At 42.5% G+C, this 25,555-nt stretch carries 24 protein-coding genes and 2 tRNA genes; 14 read left to right on the top strand and 12 right to left on the bottom strand.

The window, feature by feature from the left end; all coding sequences use genetic code 11:
* Nucleotides 1-57: 57 nt before the first annotated feature.
* The 4 genes from ACP26M_RS20920 to ACP26M_RS20905 form a co-directional block, all read right to left on the bottom strand.
* Complete coding sequence (locus ACP26M_RS20920) at nucleotides 58-3,729, bottom strand: ABC transporter permease (RefSeq protein WP_426582955.1); 3,672 nt, start codon at nucleotides 3,727-3,729, stop codon at nucleotides 58-60.
* Nucleotides 3,730-3,964: 235 nt separating this feature from the next.
* Nucleotides 3,965-4,729, bottom strand: coding sequence for a type I methionyl aminopeptidase (gene map / locus ACP26M_RS20915; protein ID WP_426582953.1), 765 nt, complete (start codon nucleotides 4,727-4,729; stop codon nucleotides 3,965-3,967).
* Between the two features lie 170 nt (nucleotides 4,730-4,899).
* A complete protein-coding gene (locus ACP26M_RS20910; RefSeq protein WP_426582951.1) occupies nucleotides 4,900-5,469 on the bottom strand; it encodes a dihydrofolate reductase family protein in 570 nt (189 codons plus the stop codon).
* A 77-nt stretch (nucleotides 5,470-5,546) separates the two neighbouring features.
* Entirely contained in the window at nucleotides 5,547-6,422 is an 876-nt protein-coding gene (locus ACP26M_RS20905; protein WP_426582949.1) for an alpha/beta fold hydrolase, read from the bottom strand.
* Nucleotides 6,423-6,816: 394 nt separating this feature from the next.
* Between ACP26M_RS20905 and ACP26M_RS20900 the strand changes: the two genes are divergently transcribed.
* The 4 genes from ACP26M_RS20900 to ACP26M_RS20885 all read left to right on the top strand — a co-directional run bounded on the left by ACP26M_RS20900 (nucleotide 6,817) and on the right by ACP26M_RS20885 (nucleotide 8,734).
* Nucleotides 6,817-7,065: a hypothetical protein gene (locus ACP26M_RS20900; RefSeq protein ID WP_426582947.1), complete on the top strand. Its 249-nt coding sequence runs from the start codon at nucleotides 6,817-6,819 to the stop codon at nucleotides 7,063-7,065.
* Between the two features lie 352 nt (nucleotides 7,066-7,417).
* Complete coding sequence (locus ACP26M_RS20895; RefSeq protein ID WP_090533654.1) at nucleotides 7,418-7,738, top strand: ArsR/SmtB family transcription factor; 321 nt, start codon at nucleotides 7,418-7,420, stop codon at nucleotides 7,736-7,738.
* Nucleotides 7,735-8,235 (top strand): SRPBCC family protein, encoded by a 501-nt coding sequence (locus tag ACP26M_RS20890; RefSeq protein WP_354485426.1) that lies wholly within the window; start codon nucleotides 7,735-7,737, stop codon nucleotides 8,233-8,235. The genes ACP26M_RS20895 and ACP26M_RS20890 overlap by 4 nt, the downstream gene beginning before the upstream one ends.
* Before the next feature lie 64 nt (nucleotides 8,236-8,299).
* On the top strand, nucleotides 8,300-8,734 hold the full coding sequence (locus ACP26M_RS20885; RefSeq protein ID WP_426582944.1) for a VOC family protein: 435 nt from the start codon (nucleotides 8,300-8,302) through the stop codon (nucleotides 8,732-8,734).
* 327 nt (nucleotides 8,735-9,061) lie between these two features.
* Here the strand turns inward: ACP26M_RS20885 and ACP26M_RS20880 are convergent, their stop codons facing one another.
* The gene (locus ACP26M_RS20880) at nucleotides 9,062-9,550 is read right to left on the bottom strand and encodes a hypothetical protein (protein ID WP_426582942.1); all 489 of its coding nucleotides are present in this window, start codon (nucleotides 9,548-9,550) and stop codon (nucleotides 9,062-9,064) included.
* 518 nt (nucleotides 9,551-10,068) lie between these two features.
* On the opposite strand from ACP26M_RS20880, the gene ACP26M_RS20875 reads away from it, so the two are divergent.
* A complete protein-coding gene (locus tag ACP26M_RS20875; RefSeq protein ID WP_426582941.1) occupies nucleotides 10,069-10,413 on the top strand; it encodes a hypothetical protein in 345 nt (114 codons plus the stop codon).
* Nucleotides 10,414-10,567: 154 nt separating this feature from the next.
* On the opposite strand, the gene ACP26M_RS20870 is transcribed toward ACP26M_RS20875, so the two are convergent.
* Nucleotides 10,568-10,639: transfer RNA gene (locus ACP26M_RS20870), tRNA-Glu, on the bottom strand.
* A 105-nt stretch (nucleotides 10,640-10,744) separates the two neighbouring features.
* Nucleotides 10,745-10,819 (bottom strand) — tRNA-Glu (locus ACP26M_RS20865).
* A 194-nt stretch (nucleotides 10,820-11,013) separates the two neighbouring features.
* Here ACP26M_RS20865 and ACP26M_RS20860 point away from each other — a divergent pair.
* Genes ACP26M_RS20860 through ACP26M_RS20835 form a run of 6 tightly spaced genes read left to right on the top strand, consistent with a single transcriptional unit; the run spans nucleotide 11,014 to nucleotide 17,395 of the window.
* Entirely contained in the window at nucleotides 11,014-11,295 is a 282-nt protein-coding gene (locus tag ACP26M_RS20860; RefSeq protein WP_091173371.1) for a DUF427 domain-containing protein, read from the top strand.
* 4 nt (nucleotides 11,296-11,299) lie between these two features.
* Nucleotides 11,300-12,685, top strand: coding sequence for a mercuric reductase (locus ACP26M_RS20855; RefSeq protein ID WP_426582938.1), 1,386 nt, complete (start codon nucleotides 11,300-11,302; stop codon nucleotides 12,683-12,685).
* Between the two features lie 10 nt (nucleotides 12,686-12,695).
* Nucleotides 12,696-13,658: an ABC transporter ATP-binding protein gene (locus ACP26M_RS20850; protein ID WP_426582936.1), complete on the top strand. Its 963-nt coding sequence runs from the start codon at nucleotides 12,696-12,698 to the stop codon at nucleotides 13,656-13,658.
* Nucleotides 13,651-15,222: an ABC transporter permease/substrate-binding protein gene (locus tag ACP26M_RS20845; protein WP_426582934.1), complete on the top strand. Its 1,572-nt coding sequence runs from the start codon at nucleotides 13,651-13,653 to the stop codon at nucleotides 15,220-15,222. The genes ACP26M_RS20850 and ACP26M_RS20845 overlap by 8 nt, the downstream gene beginning before the upstream one ends.
* A 5-nt stretch (nucleotides 15,223-15,227) precedes the next feature.
* Nucleotides 15,228-16,379, top strand: a complete 1,152-nt coding sequence (gene egtB / locus ACP26M_RS20840) for an ergothioneine biosynthesis protein EgtB (RefSeq protein WP_426582932.1) — start codon at nucleotides 15,228-15,230, stop codon at nucleotides 16,377-16,379.
* Between the two features lie 26 nt (nucleotides 16,380-16,405).
* A complete protein-coding gene (locus ACP26M_RS20835) occupies nucleotides 16,406-17,395 on the top strand; it encodes an L-histidine N(alpha)-methyltransferase (protein WP_426582930.1) in 990 nt (329 codons plus the stop codon).
* Between the two features lie 81 nt (nucleotides 17,396-17,476).
* On the opposite strand, the gene ACP26M_RS20830 is transcribed toward ACP26M_RS20835, so the two are convergent.
* Nucleotides 17,477-18,298 carry a phytanoyl-CoA dioxygenase family protein gene (locus tag ACP26M_RS20830; protein ID WP_426582928.1) on the bottom strand — a complete coding sequence of 274 codons (822 nt, stop codon included), beginning with the start codon at nucleotides 18,296-18,298 and terminating at the stop codon, nucleotides 17,477-17,479.
* A gap of 124 nt (nucleotides 18,299-18,422) precedes the next feature.
* On the opposite strand from ACP26M_RS20830, the gene ACP26M_RS20825 reads away from it, so the two are divergent.
* A complete protein-coding gene (locus tag ACP26M_RS20825; RefSeq protein WP_373615734.1) occupies nucleotides 18,423-19,316 on the top strand; it encodes an AraC family transcriptional regulator in 894 nt (297 codons plus the stop codon).
* Nucleotides 19,317-19,414: 98 nt separating this feature from the next.
* Here ACP26M_RS20825 and ACP26M_RS20820 read toward each other — a convergent pair whose 3' ends face one another.
* From ACP26M_RS20820 to ACP26M_RS20805, 4 genes are read right to left on the bottom strand one after another with little or no spacing between them, the layout of a single operon-like run.
* Nucleotides 19,415-20,071 carry a response regulator transcription factor gene (locus ACP26M_RS20820; RefSeq protein WP_090533679.1) on the bottom strand — a complete coding sequence of 219 codons (657 nt, stop codon included), beginning with the start codon at nucleotides 20,069-20,071 and terminating at the stop codon, nucleotides 19,415-19,417.
* 51 nt (nucleotides 20,072-20,122) lie between these two features.
* Nucleotides 20,123-20,929, bottom strand: a complete 807-nt coding sequence (locus tag ACP26M_RS20815; protein ID WP_426582926.1) for a sensor histidine kinase — start codon at nucleotides 20,927-20,929, stop codon at nucleotides 20,123-20,125.
* Nucleotides 20,930-20,944: 15 nt separating this feature from the next.
* Nucleotides 20,945-21,592 carry a hypothetical protein gene (locus tag ACP26M_RS20810; RefSeq protein WP_426582924.1) on the bottom strand — a complete coding sequence of 216 codons (648 nt, stop codon included), beginning with the start codon at nucleotides 21,590-21,592 and terminating at the stop codon, nucleotides 20,945-20,947.
* An 18-nt stretch (nucleotides 21,593-21,610) separates the two neighbouring features.
* Nucleotides 21,611-22,099, bottom strand: coding sequence for a hypothetical protein (locus tag ACP26M_RS20805; RefSeq protein WP_426582922.1), 489 nt, complete (start codon nucleotides 22,097-22,099; stop codon nucleotides 21,611-21,613).
* Between the two features lie 354 nt (nucleotides 22,100-22,453).
* Here ACP26M_RS20805 and ACP26M_RS20800 point away from each other — a divergent pair, with 354 nt between their 5' ends.
* Both ACP26M_RS20800 and ACP26M_RS20795 read left to right on the top strand, forming a co-directional pair.
* On the top strand, nucleotides 22,454-23,395 hold the full coding sequence (locus ACP26M_RS20800) for a hypothetical protein (protein WP_426582920.1): 942 nt from the start codon (nucleotides 22,454-22,456) through the stop codon (nucleotides 23,393-23,395).
* 285 nt (nucleotides 23,396-23,680) lie between these two features.
* Entirely contained in the window at nucleotides 23,681-25,519 is a 1,839-nt protein-coding gene (locus tag ACP26M_RS20795) for a hypothetical protein (RefSeq protein ID WP_426582918.1), read from the top strand.
* Nucleotides 25,520-25,555: the final 36 nt, after the last annotated feature.

The following is a 25,555-nucleotide window of genomic DNA, read 5'->3' as shown; positions in this document are numbered from 1 at the left end:
TATATTGAACCAAATCCATTTAATATCTTTGTTTGCCTGCCAACCTGAACCACTTAATCATTCACTCCTCAAACTCTTCACCGGATTAGCTTTCGCCGCTTCTATTGCCTGGAAACTTATGGTTGCAAGTGCAATAACAATTGCTGCCATTCCGCCCGCCGCAAATAGCCACCAACTGATATTGATGCGGTAAACATAAGCTTGCAGCCACTGGTGCATGTAATACCATGCAATGGGGGTAGCGATGGCAAAGGCGATAGCAATGAGTATGATAAACTCTTTCGAAAACAAATAAACGATGCTGCCTGACGTAGCGCCAAGTACTTTGCGGATGCCGACTTCTTTTATCCGTTGTACAGCCATGAACGAGGCTAAACCATACAAGCCCAGGCAGCTTAGAAGTATCGCGATAGCGGCAAAAATTTTATACAATTGGGCTAACTGATTTTCCTGTTTGTAAAAACTTGCAATCTTATCATCTAAAAATCGGTATTCATAAACAAAATTGGGAAATGTTTTTTCAAATACTTGTTTAACAGATTGCATCGTCGAAAAAACATTCGTGGTTTTAAGCTTTATACCGGCCTGATTATACATGGTGATGTTTGTGGCGATAAGCAATGGTGCAAGGCCGTGCCGGAAAGACCTGTCATTAAAATCTTTTAACACGCCAACAACCGGGCATTTTATTACACCATCCCATATGCTGATTTCCTTGTTCAATATATCCCCGGGGTTTTTAATTCCTAAGCTTTTTACAAGCGATTCGTTTACCAAAAACTCCCGGGTTAAAGGAGAGGGCTGAAGGTTTCTTCCTGCTATCAACTTTAGTTTGTAGGTGGGTACGTAGCCTTCGTCGGCAAATTTGGTAATCGCCTTGAAACCTGTTTCTTTTGTTGCATGGTCAAACCTGACTGCGCTCCACGTATCATTACCGTTTTCAATTGGGGTGTTCGAACTGTAGCATACCGCCTGTACGCCGTTTATGGATAATAACTGGTCCCTCAAATAACTCAGCCTGCTCATTCGAAGACTATCTACCCGGAACGGAATATTAACAATTGTTTCTTTATCAAAGCCCAAAGGCTGATCCATAAAATAGTCCATTTGCTTTACAATGACGAGCGTTCCGATGATCAATGCCTGCGCAATGATGAATTGAAACACCACCAGGCCCCTTCTTAATGAAATTCCCTTTGCCGGATCTGTCGTGAGTTTACTTTTTAAAGCATTAACAGGATTGAAACGCGATAAAACAATAGAAGGATAAAAACCCGCTAATGCGGTTACAACAACTGCTACAGCCAGGAGGAATAAAATAATCGAAGGATTGCTGAATATGTTGAATGAAAGCGACAATTCTAACAACTGGCTTATATAAGGTAATGCAAGTATGGTAATAGCAACTGCAAGTAATACAGCGCTCGTCACGATTAAAAATGTTTCGACAATGAACTGGAGTTGCAATTGCGATTTATTGCTCCCCAAAACCTTTCTGACACCAACCTCTTTTGCCCGGTTAACAGCCTGCGCGGTAGAGAGGTTGATAAAGTTTACACAGGCAATGAGCAGGATGAACGCGGCAATTAGCCACAATACATTGAGCAACTGATGACTGGCTGTTTGGTTGCTGTAGTTGCCTGTTTGTGAATCATAATGAACAGCATTTAGTGCTTGTATAATATGACTGTCCTTATTATCAGAAGATTGTACCTTTTGTGAATAAGCTCTCAGCTGTTGATTAAAATTGTCGGCAGTAAGGTTCTTGGGTAACAAAATATAGCAGCCAAAATCAGTTACCGTTCTGTTCCAATCTGTAGATTTTGCTAAATAGTCTCCGGTAAACCCTGTCCCAAAGCTAACAACAAGTTTGAGCTGAAAGTCGGAATTTGGGGGAATGGTAGCCAGGATCCCCGACACTCTTAATACGTCCGTGCCATGCTCAAACATAAAGCCGCCCATTTGCAATTTAATGGTTTTACCTATTGCCGATTTCCAGTCGCCAAAATACTTTTCAGCAACCTCTTTGGTAAGCAGTACGTTGTCAGGGTCTTTTAATGAAGCGTACGAGCCGGCAAGCAGCGGGAAGTTGAAAATTTTAAAGAATGATGGATTGGTGTAAAACAGGCCCCGTTGTTCCTTAAACATTTTTATCGTAGCCCCGTTTTCGTCGGGGATAATCAACTGGTCATTCTGGCTTGCAAAAATTGGGGCAACTTGTTCTATTTGGGGGAAAGCCGTTTTTAATCCTAAAGGCAACGGAAAAGGGATATCTTTGCCATAGGTAATATCGCCAGTTTCTGCGTGATGGTATTCGGTTAGCACACGATAGGCACGGTCTTTCTTTGGGTGAAAACTATCAAAGCTTGTTTGAAACTGTATAATGATAAAGATCACCATACAAACAGCAATACCTACGGACAGGCCGGTGATGTTAATAGCGGCATAGCTTTTATTGCGCGTTAAATTACGCCAGGCGATTTTGAAATAATTTTTAAACATAAAGTTGCGGTTTGTTTTATCATGAGACCATTTAGGTGCGGTTTCATGATTCAAAACTATCGGCGCAAATTGGGTATTGCTTCTCAACTTATAAGATGGGTACTCTTTTTTTAAGTTATTTTTATATTCCTGCGGGCTTTTCCCCGTCACTTGCTTGAAAATGCGGCTAAAGGTACTTTGGGAGTTAAATCCCGATTCAAACGCTATCCCTAAAAGGGTGATATGATCATTAGCGGGGTCCTGCATTTTCCGCGCAGCAGCCTGGACCCGGTATTCATTAATAAAATCATTGAAGCTTTTTTTGAGCACAGTATTGATGATCCGTGATAATTCATGGGTATGCATGCCGAGCTTTTCGGCCAAAGAACTTAAACTCAACTCCGGATCCTGGTAGTAATTATTTTCTTTAACAACCCGCTTTAACCAAACGCCTTTTTGTTTCAGCTCCGTCGGTAGTAATGGTTTTAAAACCGGTATGTTATCCGCCTGTGCAGTAACTTCCGGTCTTAAAAATGCTCTTGCCGCCATCCAGATAAGCATGGACATTAGCAGGAGATACAAAGGATAATAGGACTGTATGCCCAATTGGGAATCATAATAAAAATAGTCGGTAGCTATAAAAGGGATCCACAACAGCCATAACAACCCGAAGCCTGTCAGTAGGTTATTTATCCATTTTAACTCGTGCCGGTACCGGTCGCCTCCGTTAAATTTTAGCTCCTGGTAAAAGTTTTCGATCAGCTTGCGGCACCGGTATAGATAAATAATGACCGAGATAAATGCTAATAGCTGTAGTACGGGGTTTAATCGTTGAAATATCAGCGTATCATAAGTTGCCCGGCCTGTTTTTATACTTTCCAGCACTTCTAAAGCCCAGGCGCTTTGTTCGACTAACAAGGGGCTGAAATGCAGCAGGTCCTTGCGGGTGAATTTATACTCCGGCCGGGCTATTTTAAGTACATAAAAGAAAATGAGCGGGCCAAATGCCAGCGAAAACTGCAGCGGCAGCCGGCCCCAGTTGGTAATATAGGTTGACAGCCCGATATCGGTGCCCAGGATCCGGACTATCCAAAAAGCGGCAATTGCCAATGCTATCGCCAACAACCGGTTTGCCGGCTGGTTTGTTTTCCTGGTGAACCATAAAAGCAGGATAAAAGTGAGGCCGATAAACAGCATCCCAAAAAACGCAGCGTCATAAAGGGTAATATGGAATGTATACGGCTTCAAGCAAATGAATGAAGTTAATAACTACTCCAAATTAATAAAATACTAATGGATAATAGGTTAACGGATAAATTAAATCTAAAATACACGGTTCTGCTTTGCAGCGTTTTTTAAATGACTGCATACCCTCGGCTTGTCATAGCATACGCACAAAAAAAGCCGCTCGGTTTGGTAAAGCGGCTTAGTAGCTATCTAATATAAATACTTCAGGGTATTGCCTGATCTATTCTAAAAAGAATTAATCCCAAATACCGTTCTGCGCTGTGAATATCACGGCCTCACCGCCGGTTACCATAATGGTGTGCTCGTGTTGTGCAACAAAACCGCCTTTATTACCAATTAATGTCCAGCCATCGGCTTGAGTATCGGCAATTGTCGACCGTGTTGAAATGAATGTCTCTATCGCCACCACCGAATTCTTTTTAAAGCGCGCAGTGTTATACCTGTCGCAGAAGTTGGCAACTTCATGCGGCTCTTCGTGCAAGCTGCGGCCAACACCATGCCCGGTCAGGTTTTTTATTACCGTGTAGCCGGCTTTTTTGGCTTCAGTTTCAATTAATCTGCCGATCTCCGAAATCCTGACACCGCCTTTGATGTTTTTGATCGCTTTTTTTAAGATCTCTTTCGAGGCCTCCACCAATTTGCCATAGCCATGGATATCTTGCCCTAAAACGAAAGACCCGCCGTTATCGGCCCAGTAACCATTTAGCTCTGCCGATACATCAATATTTACCAGGTCGCCTTCCTTAAGGATCTTATCAGCCGAAGGTATGCCGTGCGCTGCTTCCTCATTCACGCTTATACAAGTATGTCCCGGGAAATTGTAGGTTAACAAAGGCGCAGATCTTGCTCCCAGCTGTGCCAGCAATTCGCCGCCGTATTCGTCAAGTTCTTTTGTAGAGATACCTGGTTTGGCGTACTCCCGCATCCTCTTGAGCGTAATGGCTACAGCATCACTTGCCTGCTGCATTCCAATTTTTTCGTCTTCGGTAGTTATCGACATTCTTAAACTTTTATCTGTTGCAAAATTAACAATTAATGCGGTTGGCAGGGTTTACCAAATGTCAGTTTGTAAGGGTAGGTGCTGTGTTCCCGGAAGTAATTAAAAAAGCCGCTCTATTTTCGTAAAGTGGCTTCGTAGCGTGATTGGGAAATTCTCCCCCTGGCGAAATGTTACTTTTTCAGCGGACCAACGTGCCGGTAAGTGTTGACCAGCAAACCGGTGGGCGTACTCTTCGAGTCGACAAAAGCAAGCTCCCGGGCGTCAATAGTGCCCGACAATAAGCGTTTACCCCGGCCAAGCAACACCGGGTAGGTGATGAGCACTACCTCGTCAGCCAGTCCCTGATCAAGCAACACAGAAGTTAGCGTTGAACTTCCAACGACGATCAGGTCGGGGCCGTCGGTTGATTTGAGATCGCGAATAGACGCTATAACGTCCTCGCCCAAACCCTTTACCGGTCCCCATTCCAGGCTGTCGGGCCTGTGGGTTACTATGTATTTTGTTGCGGCATTTATAGCATTAGCCATTGGGAAATCTCCGGCAGTAGGCCAAAATCCGCTAAATATATCGTAAGTGTGGCGGGCAAGGAGTAGATCGAAGTTTGGTCCGTATGCCTCCAGGAGGGTTGCCGCCCCGGCAGGACTGCGATAAGGTGTTGTCCATGCGCCATAGGTATAGTCTCCGTCATGTTCTATCACGCCATCCAGCGAGATATGTTCAAAAATTCTGATTTTTCTCATTTGTTTATAAATAGTTTATAGGTAAATAAAATTCCTTTTCCTGCGGTGGTATCTTCAGATTGCATTTTGCGGCTTTGTTATTGTAAAAAGCCATTCAGAAGATCCAAGATAGTTTTGGTCTGCTGCATTAAACCCACATGGCTTTGCGCTGGTACAATGGCTAAATGTGATTTTGGCATGGGAGCTAAATCGGCAGCTACGCCACCGCCCAGTAATTGGTATGTTTTTGCCAACTCCACTTTGTCCAGGCCATCATTGTCGCCCGAGATAAGCAATACCGGCGACGTGATTTTAGCAATATTGGCATCGCCCACATCAAAAGGCTCTCCGGCAAAAACAATCATTTGTTCTACAAACTTTCTCCATTTTGTTTTGTCGGGTGCTACTGCATCATATGCAGTTTTTAACGGAGTATTGTCAAAAAATTCAGGCTTGAAACCTTTAAAACCACCATTTACCACAGGCAGCCAGCCATTAGTTTTGTAGGTAGATGAAATGATTACCAATTTTCTTACCCTTTTAGGGCTTTTTACTGCAAACTGGTAAGCTATAGAACCTCCCATGCTATATCCTGCAACATCGGCACTATCAATTTTTAGGTAATTCATTACTCCTTCCACATCACTTGCCAGGGTAGCAATGTCTAATTTTCTGTCCGAATATGGTGTATGTCCGTGCCCCTGCATTTCAAGGGCAATTACCTTTCTTGTTTTTGACAGTTCGGGGATTAACTGCGCCCAGTTTAACTCAATGGTATAAAAAGCGCCATGCAGCAAAACGATAGGCTTACCCTCGCCATAAACTTCGTAATAAACTTTGATGCCATTAACCGGTGCATAGCCGCTGGCGGCAGGCTTAAGTTGTTGCCCTTTAGATTGGAATATTGTAAAAAGAAGCATAGCTATTATTAATGCCGGTTGGATGACGTTAGATCCCTTAAATACTCTTTTCATGGAATGTTAGTTTAATTGTTTCGATTTGATTGACAATACAAAGATGGTGAGTATTGTAAGAGTAAGTACTGTGTGAAAACGACATGTTGAGGGGTGGATCGCGACACAAAGATATTGCCGGTGAGTTTTCTTTATATTTAAGCCGATATCAACCGAATGCTACTGTACTAAAAGATCCAATTAAAACCGCTTTACTTTTCACTTTCGTAAAGTCTTTTCCTGGTTGTAGGGAACTATCTCGAACCTATTGTGCGGCAGTGAGTATGCGGCGCAGGGATGCGAAGTAAAATACTGGTGACTTCTCAGGTAGTTTCCTTTATTTAGTAACTTGTAATCGAAATAGTAGCCTGCAATTTCAACTACTAAAATTTAACCGTTAACAGATATCACATCAATGAAACAAAAAGAATTAGCCGAATTAACAAACGACGAATTATTACAGGAAGCAAGGAAGGTCAAGTCTGGTAAGCTTATGGATGCCGTGATCTTTGGTTTTTTAATCGGAGTGTCCGTTTATAGCGTTGTCAGAAATGGGTTTGGATTGTTGACCTTTCTTCCATTGGTTTATATTCCGATAGCGGCGAGGAATAGGGTCAGGAATAAGGAAATAGAGAGATTGGTAACCGAGAGGGGCTTGAAATAGATCCTATTTGGCCTGAGTGTGCATCGCTGGGATGCAGCGTAGAGTGCCCGTGGCTTCTTAGTTTTGATAAGTCACGGGTACGCCCACTCGCTGGATTTTGTGTCGCATCCTCTTGCCAGCGAGGAGAAGGAGCTTTAAGCTTTTTATAATATTTTGAATATTAAACTGTTGTTCAACATTCGGCGATCCCCGATAAAATCAATCCCCTTGTTTCAATGATGAAACTTTCTTGCCTTAACTAATATCCAGACCTTTAAGTTTTCGCCCCCACTCAAAAGATAATCGCAATTAAATTTGCGCAACTCAAAAGTTGCATATATATTTACGCAACTTAAAAGTTGCGCGTTTTAACATGAAACAAGATCTATTCCAGGCCATAGCCGATCCCACACGCAGGGCGATTTTAACTTTAATTGCTATCAAGGCGTTAACGCCTAATGCAATGGCCGAAAAATTTGATATGACCCGGCAGGCAGTATCCAAACATATTAAAGTACTGCATGAATGCGAACTCATTAAACCAGAGCACTCGGGCAGGGAAATTTATTATCACTTTAATGCAAAGAAAATGCAGGAGCTCGACAACTGGTTGGCCCAATTCAGGCAAAGTTGGGAAACGCAGTTTAATCAGCTCGACAAAGTATTATCAACAATTAAACAACAAAAAATATGAACAACGATTTGCTATTTGATTTTACCGTTGATAAAGCAGCGCAAAAGGTATTTATAACCCGCGAGTTTGATGCGGGGCTTGACCTGGTATGGGATGCTTTTACCAAACAGGAAATACTTGACCAGTGGGCTGCACCCGCGCCAATGCGCTCCAAAACCAAATACATGAATTTTGAAGTTGGGGGACGAAGATTTTACGCCATGATAAGCCCCGACGGACAAGAACGCTGGCTGTTGCAGAAATACACTTCTATTACGCCTAAAACCAATTTTCAATTATACAATTCTTTTGCCGACAAAGATGAAAATCCCGAATTACCGGGCTCCGAATGGGATTATAATTTCAGCGAACAAGATGGCATAACAACAGTGAATATTTCCATTTATAATGAATCGCTGGAACGAATGGAACGCTTAACCGATGGTTTCACCAAAGGAATGATGCTGATGCTGAAAAACCTGGACGATCTGTTTTCAACCTTATCGCAAAAATCATAAGGTAAAATGAATATTAATAACCGAAGAGATAAACAAAAACATAACAATTTAAAAACTAAAAATTATGAGAGCAATTAATCCCTGGATCAACTTCAATGGCAACGCCCAGGAAGCATTCGATTTTTACAAATCAGTTTTTGGCGGTGAGTTCACCAAGATCATTCGTTTTAAAGATTTGGCTGGTCCTGAGTTTCAGGTGGCGGAAAGTGAAGAAAACAAAATAATGTACATCGGTTTACCCCTCGGTAAAAACAATGTGTTGATAGCCAATGATGTTCCGGAATTTATGGGACGGGTAAGCGAGAACGAAAACAGGTCTAAAATATATGCGGGCGCCGAAAGCCGTGAAGAAGCCGACAAAATATTTAACGGATTATCAGCAGGCGGCGAAGTTGAAGGGCCGATTGGTGATAGTCCCTGGGGTACATATGCCGGTATGTTCAGAGATAAGTATGGCATTGAATGGATTGTGGAATTTGATCCGGGTTATAAGGGGTAAAATTAAGGGAAAGGAAATGTAGCTCGGCTGGTTCAGACCTGCTGCATGTTTCAGAATCCAGCGAAAAGGCTGATTAACGACAGGTTTAATCGGCCTTTTCGTTGGATGTAGCTGAGTTGTTTTAAAGTTTATGTGTGCTAAACTTCGCATTGTCATTCCTTGTTGTTATTTCTGCCCTTCTTTATCTTTAAATCCGGTAATGGAATTTCCATCATAGCGATATGTAGCATCATCAGCACCAAAGCAAATACACCCATTGTTGCCCCAATAACGCCCATTATTCGAAACGGAAGGAATGAAGTAAGTTCGATGCTTTCAGTGAACCTGTTAAAGATACTTTCGCCCTATGAGCTCACATTTTTTTGTGACATTCCAAAAAGCAAATCCGGCTCTTCCGGATGGGATCAGCCAATATACAATTTCACGTCTTTGGGTTTCCAAACCGAACTCGGCAAAATATCCATCCGACTTAATTCCTATTGGCGCCCCTTCTATTCTTATTGATTTATAACCACTGTGCCACGTAAACTCTGTATAAAAAATAGAATCAAGATCACATTCGCCTATCCTTATGAATCTATGAGTGGTATTCAATACAAATCCGGCATTGCCGCAATTGAGCAAGAATACGGGCTTTTCGTGCTCATCTAAATTTGCTCGCTGAAGAAGCGCCTGTTGGAGACCTTCAGGTATAAGATCAAAAAAGGTGAAAGCTTCAGACCCTGAAAAAGAATCTCTATCCTTAAGATGATAAGAAAGGAACCAATGCTGCATTAAAGCAGATATTTGATCAGGCGTTTTAAGAAACTTCTCCATGTGGATTTCTGAAATGAGACAACGATTCCAAAAATAAAAAAAGCCGCTTTACTTTCGCAAAGCGGCTTTGTAGCCCGCAGGGGAACGTTTTCGAACTCCTTTATAGCTGGCTTACGCAAGTTGGCGACTTAAAGCTACACTATTATTTTTGCCCAGAGGGCCTTGTTGTTGACTCAAATCCTAACAGAACCACGGGTTTATAGTGATTTCCTTGGTGCAAAACTCGAACCATCTAATAGAAGATTTGATATTGTTGGGGGCTAAACAAGCATGTACAAATAAAATGAACTTTAAACATTTAAATTACCTTTAGTACTTTCGCTATTTTGATACATTTTCTTAATTATGGAGTGGAAAAAAGAACTGAAAGTAAACTAGGTTTATAAACAAATGAAGCAATGAATATAAGGCCCATTATCATATTTATGGCGATATTTTTAGTCATTTCATGCAATAGTAAATCAAATCGAAATCACCAGGTAAATAAAACGGCAAACAAGTCAAAAGAACATTCAACTATGGAAAATCAAAGTATTGAAGCCCAGATTGCTTCATTAAAAAGATCAATGGCGGATTATATGAAGTCTGCACACCCAAATTATACTGAAAAGGATATAGAAAAATGTGTACAAATTCTCAATGAGTATAACATTCAAATGGCAAATTCACAATCGGAGGAAGATGGAATGCAAATTGTAAAAACTACGGTTTTAAAATTAAACGAATTGAATGAAAATTCTGGTGAGGACTTAATTGAAACCGGGGAACGGGAGGCGATAGCGAATATAATTATTACAGTTGGGCACAACAAAGGTTACAATTCAGAGGATGAAGATATAACCGAAGAATGGAGAGAATGGTAAAAAATACAATAGTATAGACGCCTCATTTTTAGAGGGATTAAAAACCCAGCCCGGCGCAAGTATGCGGTGAGTGGTTGGCATAGGGTGCTTTGCTTCTAAGTTGTTCAGATTTGAATAAATAAAAAAGCCGCCCTGCATTCGCAAAGCGGCTTCGTAGCCCGTAGGGGAATCGAACCCCTGTTTGAAGAATGAAAATCTCCTGTCCTAACCCCTAGACGAACGGGCCATTTTATTTTGTTTCCCTTGATTTGAATTACGCAACCCCGGAAAACGCTGGATTGATAACGTATTAAAAAACCCCAGATCTTTCGATTTGAGGTTTCGTGTCTTGTGGTAGCCCGTAGGGGAATCGAACCCCTGTTTGAAGAATGAAAATCTCCTGTCCTAACCCCTAGACGAACGGGCCTTTTTTATTGTTTCCCTTGATTTGGGATTGCAAAGATAGAGTTTAAATAATAAAATTAAAATAAAGAATAAAAAAAATCCAAATTGTTAATGAAAGTTATTGTATATCAATTAAATAAAATAAAAAATTAAGATGGGGCTTGCAAACCTTGCCGGGTTAAAGCTATCTTTATTCCATAAATCAATCATCTTTTTATGAAAGCTATCTGGAATAACCAGGTCATTGCCGAAAGCAATGACACTATTGTTGTTGAAAATAATCATTATTTCCCTAAAGAAAGTGTTAAGGCCGAGTACCTTAAACCTTCCGACGTGCATACAACCTGCCCGTGGAAGGGACTGGCATCATATTATTCCCTCGAAGTAGACGGCAAAGAAAATCAGGATGCTGCCTGGTATTATCCTGAACCAAAAGATGCTGCAAAAAACATTACCAACTATGTGGCGTTTTGGAAGGGTGTGAAAATTACCGAATAAAACTATGAAAACTTACGATGCCATTGTTATAGGCGCCGGTCAGGCCGGCGCCCCATTAGCCAAAAAATTGGCTAATGCCGGGAAAAAGACCGTTATAATTGAGAAACGATTTTATGGCGGTACTTGCGTTAACGATGGCTGTACGCCTACTAAAACCATGGTTGCTTCGGCAAAGGCGGCTTACATGGCCGGTAAAAGTCATGAATTGGGTGTGCCGGTAAAAAAGTTTTCGGTTGATCTTGCCGCCATAAAAAAGCGTAAGGACGATATCGTATTACGCTCGCGTAATGGCGGACTAAAATCTGCCGAAAAAACACAAAACCTCGATGTGGTGTTGGGCGAGGCGACTTTTACCGGCGAAAAAACGGTTGAGGTTAAGCTTAACAGCGGCAAAAAGCAAACGATTACTGCCGATCTTATCTTTTTAAACCCCGGCGCGCTGCCTTTGATTCCCCAAATTGAGGGATTGAATGAGATAAAATATCTCAACTCAACCACCATACTTGATTTGGAAGAAGTACCGGAGCATCTGCTTGTGCTTGGCGGAAATTACATCGGACTGGAATTTGGGCAAATGTTTCGGCGGTTTGGCAGCAAGGTTACTATTTTAGAAAAATCAGAGCGGATAGTTTCGCATGAGGATGAGGATATTTCGGCAGAGATGCAAAAGATCCTCGAACTGGAGAAAATCGAGATCCTCAATAATGCTCAGGCTGTTAAGTTTAAACAAAAAGCCGGCGGCAAAATAACAGCGACGATAGCTCAAAAAGGAGAGGAGCGAAAAATTAAATGCACCCATGTATTGGTGGCCATCGGCCGCAAACCGCAAACGGGGGCTTTGAATTTGCCCATCGCCGGGATTGAAACGGATGAGCATGGTAACATCAGGGTGAACGATAAGCTGGAAACCTCAGCCGCTGGTGTTTATGCACTTGGCGATGCAAAGGGCGGCCCGGCATTTACGCATATCTCCTATAACGATTATACCATTGTTTACCGTAACCTTTTCGAAAAAACGGATTATAACATCCAGGACCGTCCGGTGCCTTATTGCATGTTTACCGATCCGCAATTGGGCAGGATCGGCTTGGATGAAACGGGGGCAAAAAAGCTGGGGATTAAATATAAAGTAGCAAAGCTGCCCATGGCCCATATGGCGCGTGCTATTGAAACCGGCGATACACGTGGTTTTATGAAAGCCATTGTTGATCCCGATACAAAAAAGATTTTAGGTGCTACCGTACTTGGCCCCGAAGGCGGAGAAATCATGACTGTGCTGCAAATGGCCATGGAAGGCGGTATTACTTACGACAGGATTCGCTATTGTGTTTTTGCCCATCCACTGTATTCCGAATCGCTGAACAACCTTTTCATGACCCTTGGGGATTAAACCGGCGCGCATGATCAAGGTTGATAAGGTAAGCAAATATTTTGGTGGGGTTAAAGCAGTTGATGGGGTATCTTTCGAGGTTGGGGAGCAGGAGAACCTCATTTTGTTGGGCACCAGCGGCTGCGGTAAAACCACCACGCTAAAAATGATCAACCGGCTTATTGAGCCAACAAGCGGCACAATCTACATGAATGATAAAAACATCATGGAGCAGCAGCCTGAAAACCTGCGCCGCGGAATTGGCTACGTATTGCAAAATAACGGCTTGTTTCCTCATTATACGGTTGCTCAAAATATAGCGGTTGTACCTAACTTGTTAAAATGGGATAAGCAGAAAACTGAAAAGCGCACGGCCGAGCTAATGGAAAAACTCCACCTCGACGCTTCGTATCTGAATATTTACCCTAACGAACTGAGCGGTGGCCAGCAGCAGCGCATCGGCCTGGCAAGGGCATTGGTGTCGGACCCGCCGGTGTTGCTGATGGACGAGCCTTTTGGCGCGCTGGATAATGTTACCCGCTCAAAGATTCATGCCGAATTTAAGGCACTTGATGAGCTTAAGCGTAAAACCATCATCATGGTAACGCACGATGTACAGGAAGCTTTTGAACTGGGCGACAGGATCTGCCTGATGGATAAAGGGAAAATTGTACAGTCGGGCACACCGGCCCAGTTACTTTTTAACCCCGTTAACGATTTTGTAAAGGATTTTCTAAAACATCAGCGCCTGCAACTGGAATTTAAGGCCATTAAACTGATTGATCTCTGGGAGCTGCTGCCTAAATTGAACAAAGAAGCAAAAGCCTCGTCATTTGAAGCTGGTATTAACCTGTGGGAAGCTCTGGAGAGTTTTAAATTTAATAACGGCGAAACCATTAATATCAGCAAAGATCAAAACCAGATTAAAACTGTAAGCTTTGAACAACTGATGACGGCCTTTTATCAATATAAAAACCATCAGGCCCATGAATGAGCAACAGCAAACTTTATGGCAGTTTATGCAGCAGCAGGCCGGCAAGTTGCAGGAACAAACACTGCAGCATATCGGGCTTACTTTTATTTCGTTGTGTATAGCTGTATTGGTTGGCTTGCCGCTGGGCATTCTTATTGTTCATAAAAAACAATTCGCCGGCATAGTTTTAGGGATTGCAGGAGTACTGCAAACAATTCCCAGTATAGCGTTGCTTGGTTTCATGATCCCGCTTTTAGGGATTGGTCCTAAGCCAGCCATTGTTGCATTATTGCTATACGCACTTCTACCCATTATCCGCAACACCTACACGGGCATTTTAGGGGTTGATGCGTCGGTTAAAGAAGCTGCTGTTGCTATGGGGATGAGCAAATGGCAAATACTGTTTAAGGTAGAATTGCCCCTGGCTATGCCGGTAATATTTGCGGGCATCCGTACCGCTACGGTGATCAACGTTGGCGTGGCAACACTGGCCTCGCTCATTGCAGCCGGTGGTTTGGGCGAGTTTATTTTCGGTGGGATATCACTTAATAATACCAACATGATCCTGGCAGGAGCAATCCCATCGGCCTTGCTTGCTGTTATTTTTGATTTATTACTGTCGATGGTGCAGAAGGTCAGCTTTAAAAAGCTTAAACGGGTGGTATATGCTTTTCCGGTATTGCTGGTAGTTTTATGCTTATTTTATATCATCCCGGCAAAATCAAAAGGAAAGCTTACCGCGGGTTTTACGCCCGAATTTATGGGCAGGCAGGACGGCGACCTCGGCCTTAGGAGCAAATATGGCTTAAAGATCCATACTATCGTAATCAGTGATGCTGTAATGTATAAAGCAGCCTTTGAAAAGCAGCTTGATGTGATCAGCGGATACTCAACCGATGGCAGGCTAAAAGCTTACGATTTGGTTGTACTGGATGATGATAAGCACATTTTTCCGCCATACTATGCGGCGCCAATTGTGCGCGATGATGTCCTGAAAAAATTTCCTGACCTTGAACAGACATTAAATCTGCTTTCGGGCAAAATAAATGATTCAGTCATGACGGTTTTAAATTACCGTACCGACTATCTTCACCAAAGCCCCGAGCGCGTTGCAAAGGATTTTTTGGTTGCCAATAAATTATGGCGACCGGAACGGGGCGGGAACGATGGTATAGTGCGGATAGGTTCAAAGATATTTGGTGAACAATACATCCTGGCTAATATGTACAGCATGCTGATAAAGGGTTATACAGATCATGAGGTATCAACCAAAACAGGCCTTGGCGGCACCAAAATTTGCTTTGACGCGCTAACCAATAACCAGATAGATTTTTATCCGGAATATACGGGGACGGGTTTGCTGGCAATTTTACAGGCATCGCCAAAAACGGTTAACGAGGTAACAATAAACAGGGATAGTACATACAATTACGTACAGCGACAGTTTGAAAGTAAATACCAGATAAAATGGCTTAAACCCATTGGTTTTAACAATGCTTACGCTTTAATGATGAGGCGACAGCAGGCCAGGCAATTGGGGATTAAAACAATTTCAAACTTAAAACAGTTTTTGGATAAGAAATAACATCGATGGATTTAATAGCCCGGTACAAAGAGGTACGCCAACGTACAGAAAAAATTTGCTCGTATTTGCAAACCGAAGACTACGTGGTACAGCCTGTGGTGGACGTTAGTCCGCCTAAATGGCACATTGGTCACGTTACCTGGTTTTTTGAAACGTTTATCCTCAAGCCTTACTTTATGGGCTACCAGGAGTATAACCCTGATTACAACTACGTTTTTAACAGCTACTATGAAACTGTTGGTGCACGGGTAATCCGTACCGACCGCGGCAACCTTAGCCGCCCTACAGTTATTGAAATCTATGGATATCGCAAATACGTAGATGAGGCAATGGAAGGCTTTTTAAGTGGCGACGTAAGTGACGATGTTAAAGAACTACTGATCCTCGGTTTTAACCACGAGGAGCAGCACCAGGAGCTTTTAATGACCGATATTAAATTCATACTGGGCCATAATCCGTTGTTTCCTGCCTATAATAAAAATTATACAGCGCCTCATGTTGATGAAGGGGAGGATGATGCTTTTATCAGCATGGATGAAGGCATTTATGAAATAGGCTTTAACGGCGATGGCTTTTGTTTTGACAATGAACTCAACCGCCATAAAGTATACCTCAATGCCTATGAAATAAATCCCAAACTGGTAAACAATGCCGAATACCTGGAATTTATTAACAGCGGCGGTTATCATGATTTCCGGCACTGGCATGCCGAAGGCTGGGATTGGGTGAAAACCAATAAAGCAGAAGCGCCTTTGTATTGGCATTTGGTAGATAATGAATGGCATAATTATACCTATCACGGCTTAGAGCCATTGCATTTAAAAGATCCCGTTACACATATCAGCTATTTTGAAGCTTACGCTTATGCATCGTGGAAAGGACTGAGATTGCCAACGGAGTTTGAATGGGAAGCGGCATCCTCGAAATTTAACTGGGGTCGCCGCTGGGAGTGGACAGAAAGTTCCTACCTTCCTTACCCGGGTTTTGCCAAGGCGCCGGGTGCCATAGGCGAATACAATGGCAAGTTTATGGTTAATCAGAAAGTGCTGCGCGGCGCGTCAGAAGTTACACCTCCGGGTCATAGTCGTGCAACATATCGCAATTTTTTTCAGACAAATTTACGATGGCAATTTACTGGCATAAGACTTGCGAGGTAAATTGACACAAAAACACCACCACATCTATGAACCAAGCCTTTACACCCACAGCCGTAAATTGTGACATAAGCGCCGAAAACAGGCAGTTTTATGCCGATGTTATTGCTGGGCTGCAATCGGAGCCAAAGCACCTCAATTCAAAGTATTTTTATGATGCCAATGGCGATAAGCTGTTCCAGGAGCTCATGAACTGCCCTGAATACTATCCGACTAACTGCGAACTGGAGATCTTTTCAGAAAAAACCGCTGAAATCTGCGATGCGCTAATTGCCGATGGAGATGCTTTTGACCTGATAGAACTTGGTGCTGGTGATGCCACAAAATCCTCTTACCTGCTTAAATATCTGCTGGATAAAAAGGCTGATTTTACCTATTTGCCTATTGATATCTCAGATAATGTAATATCATATCTCAATATAACCCTGCCCGTAACTTTGCCCGGCTTAAAGATCACCGGACTAAATGGCGAATATTTTGAGATGCTGAAAAAGGCCGCCGCTATTTCGCCAAGGCGTAAAGTGGTGCTGTTTTTAGGTTCAAACATTGGCAATATGCCACTTGATGGGGCCATAGAGTTTTGCCGTGAGCTAAGGAATAACCTATCAGAAGGGGATATGGTGTTAATTGGTATGGACCTGAAGAAGGACCCCAGGGTTATCCTTGCGGCTTATAATGACAAAGATGGTATTACCCGCGAGTTTAATCTCAACCTGTTACGCCGCATTAACCGCGAGCTGCATGCTAATTTTGATATAAGCAAGTTTGAACATTATCCAACCTACGATCCCGAAACCGGAGCCTGCAAAAGCTACCTCATTAGTTTGCAAGATCAGCAGGTAAGCATCGGCAACGAAAAAATAGATTTCAAGAAGGATGAATACATCTATATGGAGATCTCCCAAAAGTTCACCCTTATGCAAACCGATCAGATAGCCATAAACACGGGCTTTCAGCCGGTAGGCCAGTTTTTTGATACCAAAAAATGGTTTATAGACGCGGTTTGGGTGGCGGCGTAACCTCACCCAACCCTCTCCAAAGGAGAGGGCTTTTAACAGCTATTTTAAAGTCTCCCCCTTTGGGGGAGGTTTAGAGGGGGGTCAGAGCACCTTCGGGTTCAACTCCGAATCAATCAGCCCGCCGATAGGCTTACCCATAAGCCATTTTTGATGATCATTTTTTTGCCATTCGTTTTTGTAAGGGGTGACGCGGGCGCCATCGGCTACATAAATGATAGTCATGATCTCACGCATTTTATCTGAGTTGTTGCCGGGAGCATTGTGAATGGTGAAGCCCCGGTGCCAGGTTGCGTCGCCCGCCTTCATGGTTTGGGCACGGGTTATTTCAAATCCTTTCTCTTTCACATACTCGTCAAATGCTGATTCCGATTCGTCAGAAATTTCATGGTTAAATACAGCGCCATTAACGTATGAGCCCGAGGCAAAGGTCAGCATACCCATGTTTACATCAATATCAACCAGGGGCATCCAAAGGGTTACCGTGTTGTTGGTATCGATAGGCCAGTAGTACTGGTCCTGGTGCCATGGGGTAGGGCCGCCGCCGGGCTCTTTAAATAGCGCCTGGTCATGATAAATGCGTACATTTTCAACTCCCATCAGGTCGGCGGCAATTTTGGCCAGGCGTTTGGCCATTACAAACGTTTTAACATCTTCATCAACCTGCCAAAGGTTCATGATCTGCAAAAAGGCTTTTCCGTAAGTGTCGCGTTCGTCCAGTTTGCGCTTTTCGGTGTTGTACCTGTCGGCCGCGCCAACAATTACGGGGCGATAGGCAGCAATTTCATCTTTTGTAAGCACTTCGTGTACAAGGGTATGGCCTTTTTCTCGAAATTCATTAATATTGTGGTTGGATAGTTTTATAAAATTATCAAGTGACGGTAAATGAGCGATCTGTGTATCCATAGTTTTTAGGTTTATATTTCAAAGTAAGGTTAACTTTAGTTGAAAAAAAATGAAATGAATGGTACATTTATGGATGATTTTATCCGTAATTTGAATTAGAATTTTATTTACGTTAAAATATGCAATGATAAAAGCGTCGTACGAAGTTCTTCAGCCTACAAATACACAGTCATTTCTTGTGCGGAAATTTGATAAGCTGGCATTTGATGCCCCCTACCATTTTCACGAAGAATATGAATTGACATGTATTATCAGCGGCACCGGCAAACGCTATGTTGGCAGCCACATGGAAGATTTTGCGTCCGGCGATCTGGTGTTGCTTGGTTCCAATCTGCCGCATTGCTGGAAACTTGAACCCAATGAAACAGTGCTTCGCGAGGCAAGCGCGGTGGTGATCCAATTTAATGATGCTTTTTTGGGCGAAGAGTTTTTTAACAAATTTGAGCTTCAGCTCATCAAAAAACTTTTTCAGCAAAGCGGTTGCGGGGTGTCATTTTATGGCGAAACGCGTGCCGAGGTTAACAAACTGCTGCTTAGCCTGGTTGAAGAGAAAAGCAATTTCAGGATGCTGATAGGTTTGCTCGAGATCCTGCACCGTATGGCTTCATCAGAAGAGTACGTGCTGCTCGATCAGAACCGCATTATTGGCGAGCGCTCAAATACCGAGCGTGAGCGTATTAACCCGGTATTTGCTTACCTGGTTGAAAATTTCAGAAACCACGTATCATTAGATAAAGCGGCCGGTATTGCCAATATGACCCCGAATGCTTTTTGCAAATACTTTAAAAAAGTTACCCGCAAAACATTCATGGAAACTATAATTGAGTACCGCCTTAATTATGCCATACAGCAACTGGTGCAAACAGATAAGCCTATTTCAGAGATCTCCTATGAGAGCGGCTTTGGCGATGTATCGCACTTTTATAAAATGTTTAAAGCTAAAATGAACCTGAGCCCGCTTAATTACCGCAAAAGGTTTATGCGCAACCTGGCCGGCGATAAAAAGCTATCAGCGTAATTAAGTATTAAGCCGGAAGTCTTTAGTCAGAAGTCGGTCAGGCCTTGTACTTCTTACTTATAATTAATGACTTAAGGCTTAAAACTTAGGACTGACGACTAATTTACACTAATAATGCCGCGTTTAATAGCGTAAATAACCAACCCTACTAAATTTTTCGATCCGGTTTTTTCAAACAGCCTTGCGCGGTAACCTTCAACAGTGCGCACACTCAGGAAAATTTTATCTGCTATCTCCTGGTTGGAGCATTCTTGGCAAACCAGTTTAAGCACTTCAATTTCGCGCTCGTTAAGGTCGGTTTTGTTATTGGGGATATTATCGGCGTGGTCGTTACCTACCAGCTGTTTGATGAGCGTTATAGAGAGATGTTCATTAAAATAAAAACCTTTGTTATAAACGGTTGATACAGCCTCGATGATCTCTTCCGGTTCGGCATTTTTAAGCAGGTAGCCCGATGCGCCGGCTTTCATCATATCCACAATGTATTTGTCTTCATTAAACATGGATAATGCCAGGATCTTAATGTCCTTAAAATGCTGATGGACATAGGTGGCGGTTTGGATGCCGTCCATTTCGGGCATTTTAATATCCATCAATATAACATCGGGGGTTTTGTCGGTCAATAAGCCTATCAGCTCTTTGCCGTTCGAAGCTTCGAGTACCAGCTCAAAACCTCCGCAATCCTCAAGGGTAGCTTTTAAACCATTTCTGAAAATTTTATGGTCGTCTACTATACCTAATTTAATTGGGCCCATAGGTTGTTAACAAGATTCAAATTATCAATAAATATAGACTATTGATTTTAACTATGCTACTTTTAATTTAATGATACTGATTGCCCCGCTAAGCGGTTTGCTGTACGTATTTATTTCGCCATTAATGAGTTGCACGCGGCTTTGTAAATTTTTAAGACCGAAACCCTGCTTAACATCGTCCATATTAAAGCCTTTACCGTTATCCTTAAACTCCATAATGAGGTAACCGGCTTGTAAGGCCATATTAAGGTTTATCACCGTAGCTTCCGAGTGTTTGATAGCATTACCAAACAACTCCTGAGCTATGCGGTACAGTGCCAGTTCAATTTCATTAGAGAAGCGCTTATCGGCAAAATTTTTAGTGAAATTAACTTTGATATGGGTGTTGTTTTCCACCTTGGTGCACAGCGCCTCAACAGCAATCAGCAATCCATAGTCGGTAAGTATAGGGGGCAGCACATTTTGTATAATGTTCCTGATCTCCTGGATGCACTCATCGGCCAGTTTGCGAGTATCTATCAGCAGGGGCTGGCTTACCTCGCTCACGCAATTTTTGTCCAGCCGGTGCAGGTTAAGCTTGATTGCCGAAAGCACCTGGCCTACGCTGTCGTGCAGGTCTTCGGCCAGGCGTCTGCGTTCACTTTCCTGGGTTTCAAAAACGGCGTTCATGAGGTCGGTTTGACGTGCATCATGCATGGCGCGTAGCTCTGCTTGGTTTTTAAGCATTCTCCGCTGGTAAATAATCACGAAGAAAAATAAAAAGCCGATCAATATAACAACTACGAGTGTCCCGATGATGAGTACCGGGATTAAGCCATTTTGGGTTATCTCTAAAATAGGGCTGTTATACATGATCATAATATGCAAACCTGCTTATGCCTTTTTTTGTGGCCTGCAAAGCAGTGCGACAGAGTATATTAGATTCGTAATAATATTAGTTATGCTAAAGATAACATAATAATCTGCTTTATCCTTATCAGGTATCTTGCTAAAAAGCATAAATAAAAAGATATTGACTGCTGAGTAAAATAGCACGCCTGAATTAAACCAAAATAAACCTTGTTTTTCAATATGAATAAAGGTTTGTGGATTTAAAAGCTGATAGAAGTATATAAGCGATAATACTATTAGTAAAAGACTTGATGTTGTATTCGAAACCGATGGATAATCGAAAGGATGCCTCGCATAATACAATACAATACTAATTGTCGAAGCTGCTAATATTAATGTTATTATTTTCAGTATCGAATTTCTAAACAAATTATAGTAGATAATACCAAAGAAAATAATGCTAATTGTAACATAAACATGAAGTAATGGATTGGTGTTTAATGGATGTCCTGTATATGGTTTGAAAGCGAAAGCCAACCATTGACCAAAATCAAAAAGACTTGATATTAGCAAAAATAGTGACAATGTTTTCATTAGTCTATCCAGCCCCTTGTAATTATAGGCAGCGGCCAATAGCGGGACAACGCCAGAAATTACTGATATTTTAGATAATAATAGGGCGACATCCATGGTATTTAGGATAGATATCTAATCGTTTGTAAGTATATTTTGTGGGCATCCAGATGTTCCAGGGCATGGCATAGCCTGTTCACCAACAATATTGTCATTTTCGGCTGTCATGAGTGCGAAGGTTTGAACACCTTTGGCAAACTCTTTAGCCGCTGCTGATTTATTGCCTGGAAGTTGATCCTCTCCATCAGCCGTTACCCCAGTGATTATGAAATGCTGCTGCCCGCTAACATTGGCGATAACAGATAAAAGGAAATTGCTTACAGAAACCCAAAACTTTTGCCAGCTATTAAGTTTTTGATCGTTGGCATAATAGATACGGATGCCCATGCAGCCATCTTGCTTTAATATGGTGTTTAATATTTCCTGTCCGAAAAATTGTGATATGATATCTTTTGGATTACGATGCCTGTGATTCTTTGTCCATTCGGCGGCCAGGTTGATATCAATCGGTGCGCCTTCTTTGCCGGTGATAGGTGATGATGGTCTTCTTTCTTGTGTTTCCATAAAAATAATAGCGTGTAGGGATTTTTTTGTATAAAACTAATACTAATAAGTATCTCTCTCAATGAGATGCCCCGGCCATATAGGTTGTGATAGGTTTTTGATTTGGTTTTATGTTGTTGGTTATTAGTGAATTACAAATTAGATGCGTTTTATTACCCGCGTATTATACGTATTTTTACGTATCAGAAACTGTAATCTTACGTGGCATGAAATTGCTGGTTATATAGGTATTTTGTGCTTAAATAATCCTGTTTTTCAGGATGCAAAAAAGTTTTTAATATAATATCTAAATATGGATATTGTTTATTAAATTGCTTTTGGTAATAATATCACAAAAACCTAAAACCCGATTTTATGAAACAAGAAATGCTAATTACACAGATCAGCCCTGATCAGGTAGGCGAGTTCATCAGCGAAAGCTTCTACTTAGAATTAACCGAAAATTTTCATCAGAAGTTCCCTACAGAAGTTAAGTCGGTAATGCTTAGCCGCACAGCTGTTGAAACTGTTTTAAGCGGCGAAAACGTATCCGGTATCAAGTTTATGAACGGCCTTGAAGATGCCAATGATCCATCATCAAGAATGCTGGTACTGATCCCCTGTAATTACACAATAACAGCCAGCTTGCCTAACTCTATTATCAACCAGCATGGTTTTATGACTAACACTGGTGAAGTTATTTCATTGGAGAGAACATGGCAGGTACTGTTTAATCACGTATTGAATTTTAAGAAGCTTGATCCGGCTATGGGTTATACCCAAATTAACCGTGGATCATTTATGGGTAGGGTACGGTTGTCCGAATTTTTAAAGAATACTGCTTGTGATGATTTTATTTATCATTTTGGGCACCTGATGGAAGAAAATCTACCTTATAAGCTTATTATTCAGCCATCAGATGGTATGAGAATGTATGTGGAGCAAGCTGTGCCTTGCCCGGGCACTGCTGGTTGTCCCGCTGTTACGACTTCAAATGACCCATGCGCCCTTACCCGTATTACAACTACCATGTTAGGCACAGAAGCCGAAGGCCAGTTAAATACACTTCGCGCTTTTCGCGATAAAATATTGACCGAAAAGTTTAGCGGTGTGGAAGTTGAAAAGTACTACACTATTTCGGCATCACTGCTGGAAGCTATCGATAAAACACCAAACCAAGAGGCGATATTTAAAGGCCTGTACGATAAATATATTGCTACATCGCTTAACGCGATAAACCAAAATGATGAGGAAACTGCTTTCTTGCTGTTTCAGGAAGCTATGCAACACCTCACCGAAACATATCTGTATCAATAACAACCTAAAATGTGATTGCAAAGCGTCTTTCCTGCCCGGAAAGGCGCTTTCTTTTTTATACCGAATTTCCCTTAAAACGTAATTCTACGTTTAGCTCATGTTGATGATACGCTTTTATATCACGTACAAGCACAGGCTATAATAGCGTACTGGCAACGTTGATTGCGCAGCCGTTTTACCCAACCTTTGACTCAGCAAATGAGCTGGACATCAGCCTGCTTGCGGTGGAGTATGCTGAAAATCCAGTTTAAAGAGTAAGCCGGTACAAATACTAATCAAAAACTTATGAACTACATTATTAAAGGGAACCTGCGCGGTTTATTATGTTCAGACTGCGAACTGCCCGTTGCGGGTACATCGGTAAAAGTTTATCGCCCTTCCGATCAGCAAAATGAAACCCGGCTTGCTGTAGCCGATCCCAAACAAACATTTCACCAGGTAAATGATGATGAACTGAAAGCCAAGGAACGGATGTTCATCACCCATGCCGATGTGCAGGAAAACGGCGATTTTACTATAGAAATTGACGGCGGCAAATCAGGCTATGAAGGCGGCAGCATTGATGTGGACTGGTACTGCGGCAATGTTCCTTTCAAAATTCCGCTGCCTAAAAATGAACCGCTATTACAGTTCCACATTACTACACTGCAACCCATTTATAAAAGCAGCCAGGAAAATGTCCAATACGCAAGATTTGATTATGAAATAGATGCCAAATGGTTTTGCCGCATCCTTACCTTATTGGACATTTGGGTAGTTTGCGGTTATGTAAACGATTGTGAAACCCAAAAGCCAATTCCCGGTGTTAAAGTTTTTGCCTATGATGTAGACCTGCTGCAAGACGATTATTTGGGTAACGCCTATACCGATAACAACGGCAAGTTCACTATCGTATATCCCGGTGACAATTTTAGGAAAACCTTATTGCCATGGCTCAATGTAGAATGGCCTGCCGGTCCGGACTATTATTTCAGGGTTGAAAGTTCATCTGGCACTGTACTGCTGGCCGAAGACCGTACCCGGGGCCGCCAGAACGACAGGCATAATGCCAACAACTGTTTCTGCGTAAAACTGTGCATTAAAGGCGGCGGCATCATTACCAGCGATATACCATGGTTTACCGCGGTTGGGAATTTCAGCATTACATCTGATATTGATGGCAGCGGTAAAACCCTTATGAGCAAATTTGGAGCGGGCGGCACAGGATACGGTTTCTTTGGTTCGGTTAAGCTGGGGGGCTACGCCACCAAGAAAGTGCCCACCGCGCCGGCCAGCCCACTTTATTACCGCTTTTTGTTTTCTACCGATAACTTGAACTTCAGCCCGGTAACTACCGCCCAGATGGAAGCTACAGCCTTAAAAGTTGCCACCCGGCAAATCACCTGGAATGGTACAACTGCCTTTCAGGATGTAGTGATCGATATCAATAAACCTGCTTCTGTGCCCGATAGCGTTCCTGCAGATAATTATCCTAATCCGATCCCGGATCATGTGCTGCACCCTGACGCCAATGGCTGGGTACGTGTTGATCAGCCTGCATTGGATAATGGTTTTTATGGATCGCTGTTTTATTTAAACACTACTACCATTATTGGAGGCGGCGATGCCAGCGCCGGGTTAACGCCTGGTTTAGCTGTGCCTGTGGCAGATCAGAAAAACGGCAGAATGTTATACATCCAATTTCAAACTACTGACGATCCGGCTAATGCCACTTCGCCAAACCTGAATACGCAATCGCTTATCGGCAAGATCTATGTTAACAACTGGAACGAAGTAAACCTGCTGAAGCTGGAAGAACTTTTTGCCGGCGGGGGCAGTGGCTGCACTCCGGTAAGCGGAACCGCCCATGCCGATTACACAGTTGATCATGAACTGATTGCCAGCTGGTCGCTGGGTGTATGGTCAAACGCTACGGGTACGGTCAGCGGTTTGCCCAGTGGCACAACTCCGCGCGGAGACGCTAAGAAATTTGACATGGCCTCGCCGTCACCATTTGTTTTAACTCCTCCTTTTAGCGCATGGCCCTCATGCGCCTATAGCCTAACCCTGACAACCTATCGCAAATTAACCACCGGCGAAAGTAACGACTGGGGAAAAACGAACCAGGTTATCTTTTGCAAGTAACCTGCATGGGAACGGGGGAAGAGGGTGCCGTTGCAT

Origin of the sequence: Mucilaginibacter sp. R-33 (assembly GCF_049949235.1) — a bacterium.
Classification (GTDB): domain Bacteria; phylum Bacteroidota; class Bacteroidia; order Sphingobacteriales; family Sphingobacteriaceae; genus Mucilaginibacter.
The sequence above is the reverse complement of the archived record's forward strand: the minus strand, read 5'-3'. Positions and strand labels throughout refer to the sequence as shown.

Bases quoted from the DNA above. Each gene is read 5' to 3' on its own strand.
- ACP26M_RS20875 (WP_426582941.1), top strand. From the start codon at position 10,069: ATGGAAAATCAAAGTATTGAAGCCCAGATTGCTTCATTAAAAAGATCA.
- ACP26M_RS20850 (WP_426582936.1), top strand. From the start codon at position 12,696: ATGATCAAGGTTGATAAGGTAAGCAAATATTTTGGTGGGGTTAAAGCA.
- ACP26M_RS20820 (WP_090533679.1), bottom strand. From the start codon at position 20,071: ATGGGCCCAATTAAATTAGGTATAGTAGACGACCATAAAATTTTCAGA.
- ACP26M_RS20845 (WP_426582934.1), top strand. From the start codon at position 13,651: ATGAATGAGCAACAGCAAACTTTATGGCAGTTTATGCAGCAGCAGGCC.
- ACP26M_RS20900 (WP_426582947.1), top strand. From the start codon at position 6,817: ATGAAACAAAAAGAATTAGCCGAATTAACAAACGACGAATTATTACAG.
- ACP26M_RS20860 (WP_091173371.1), top strand. From the start codon at position 11,014: ATGAAAGCTATCTGGAATAACCAGGTCATTGCCGAAAGCAATGACACT.
- ACP26M_RS20885 (WP_426582944.1), top strand. From the start codon at position 8,300: ATGAGAGCAATTAATCCCTGGATCAACTTCAATGGCAACGCCCAGGAA.
- ACP26M_RS20830 (WP_426582928.1), bottom strand. From the start codon at position 18,298: ATGGATACACAGATCGCTCATTTACCGTCACTTGATAATTTTATAAAA.
- ACP26M_RS20800 (WP_426582920.1), top strand. From the start codon at position 22,454: ATGAAACAAGAAATGCTAATTACACAGATCAGCCCTGATCAGGTAGGC.
- map (WP_426582953.1), bottom strand. From the start codon at position 4,729: ATGTCGATAACTACCGAAGACGAAAAAATTGGAATGCAGCAGGCAAGT.
- ACP26M_RS20825 (WP_373615734.1), top strand. From the start codon at position 18,423: ATGATAAAAGCGTCGTACGAAGTTCTTCAGCCTACAAATACACAGTCA.
- ACP26M_RS20910 (WP_426582951.1), bottom strand. From the start codon at position 5,469: ATGAGAAAAATCAGAATTTTTGAACATATCTCGCTGGATGGCGTGATA.
- ACP26M_RS20880 (WP_426582942.1), bottom strand. From the start codon at position 9,550: ATGGAGAAGTTTCTTAAAACGCCTGATCAAATATCTGCTTTAATGCAG.
- ACP26M_RS20895 (WP_090533654.1), top strand. From the start codon at position 7,418: ATGAAACAAGATCTATTCCAGGCCATAGCCGATCCCACACGCAGGGCG.
- ACP26M_RS20815 (WP_426582926.1), bottom strand. From the start codon at position 20,929: ATGATCATGTATAACAGCCCTATTTTAGAGATAACCCAAAATGGCTTA.
- ACP26M_RS20810 (WP_426582924.1), bottom strand. From the start codon at position 21,592: ATGGATGTCGCCCTATTATTATCTAAAATATCAGTAATTTCTGGCGTT.
- ACP26M_RS20855 (WP_426582938.1), top strand. From the start codon at position 11,300: ATGAAAACTTACGATGCCATTGTTATAGGCGCCGGTCAGGCCGGCGCC.
- ACP26M_RS20835 (WP_426582930.1), top strand. From the start codon at position 16,406: ATGAACCAAGCCTTTACACCCACAGCCGTAAATTGTGACATAAGCGCC.
- ACP26M_RS20805 (WP_426582922.1), bottom strand. From the start codon at position 22,099: ATGGAAACACAAGAAAGAAGACCATCATCACCTATCACCGGCAAAGAA.
- ACP26M_RS20795 (WP_426582918.1), top strand. From the start codon at position 23,681: ATGAACTACATTATTAAAGGGAACCTGCGCGGTTTATTATGTTCAGAC.
- ACP26M_RS20905 (WP_426582949.1), bottom strand. From the start codon at position 6,422: ATGAAAAGAGTATTTAAGGGATCTAACGTCATCCAACCGGCATTAATA.
- ACP26M_RS20890 (WP_354485426.1), top strand. From the start codon at position 7,735: ATGAACAACGATTTGCTATTTGATTTTACCGTTGATAAAGCAGCGCAA.
- egtB (WP_426582932.1), top strand. From the start codon at position 15,228: ATGGATTTAATAGCCCGGTACAAAGAGGTACGCCAACGTACAGAAAAA.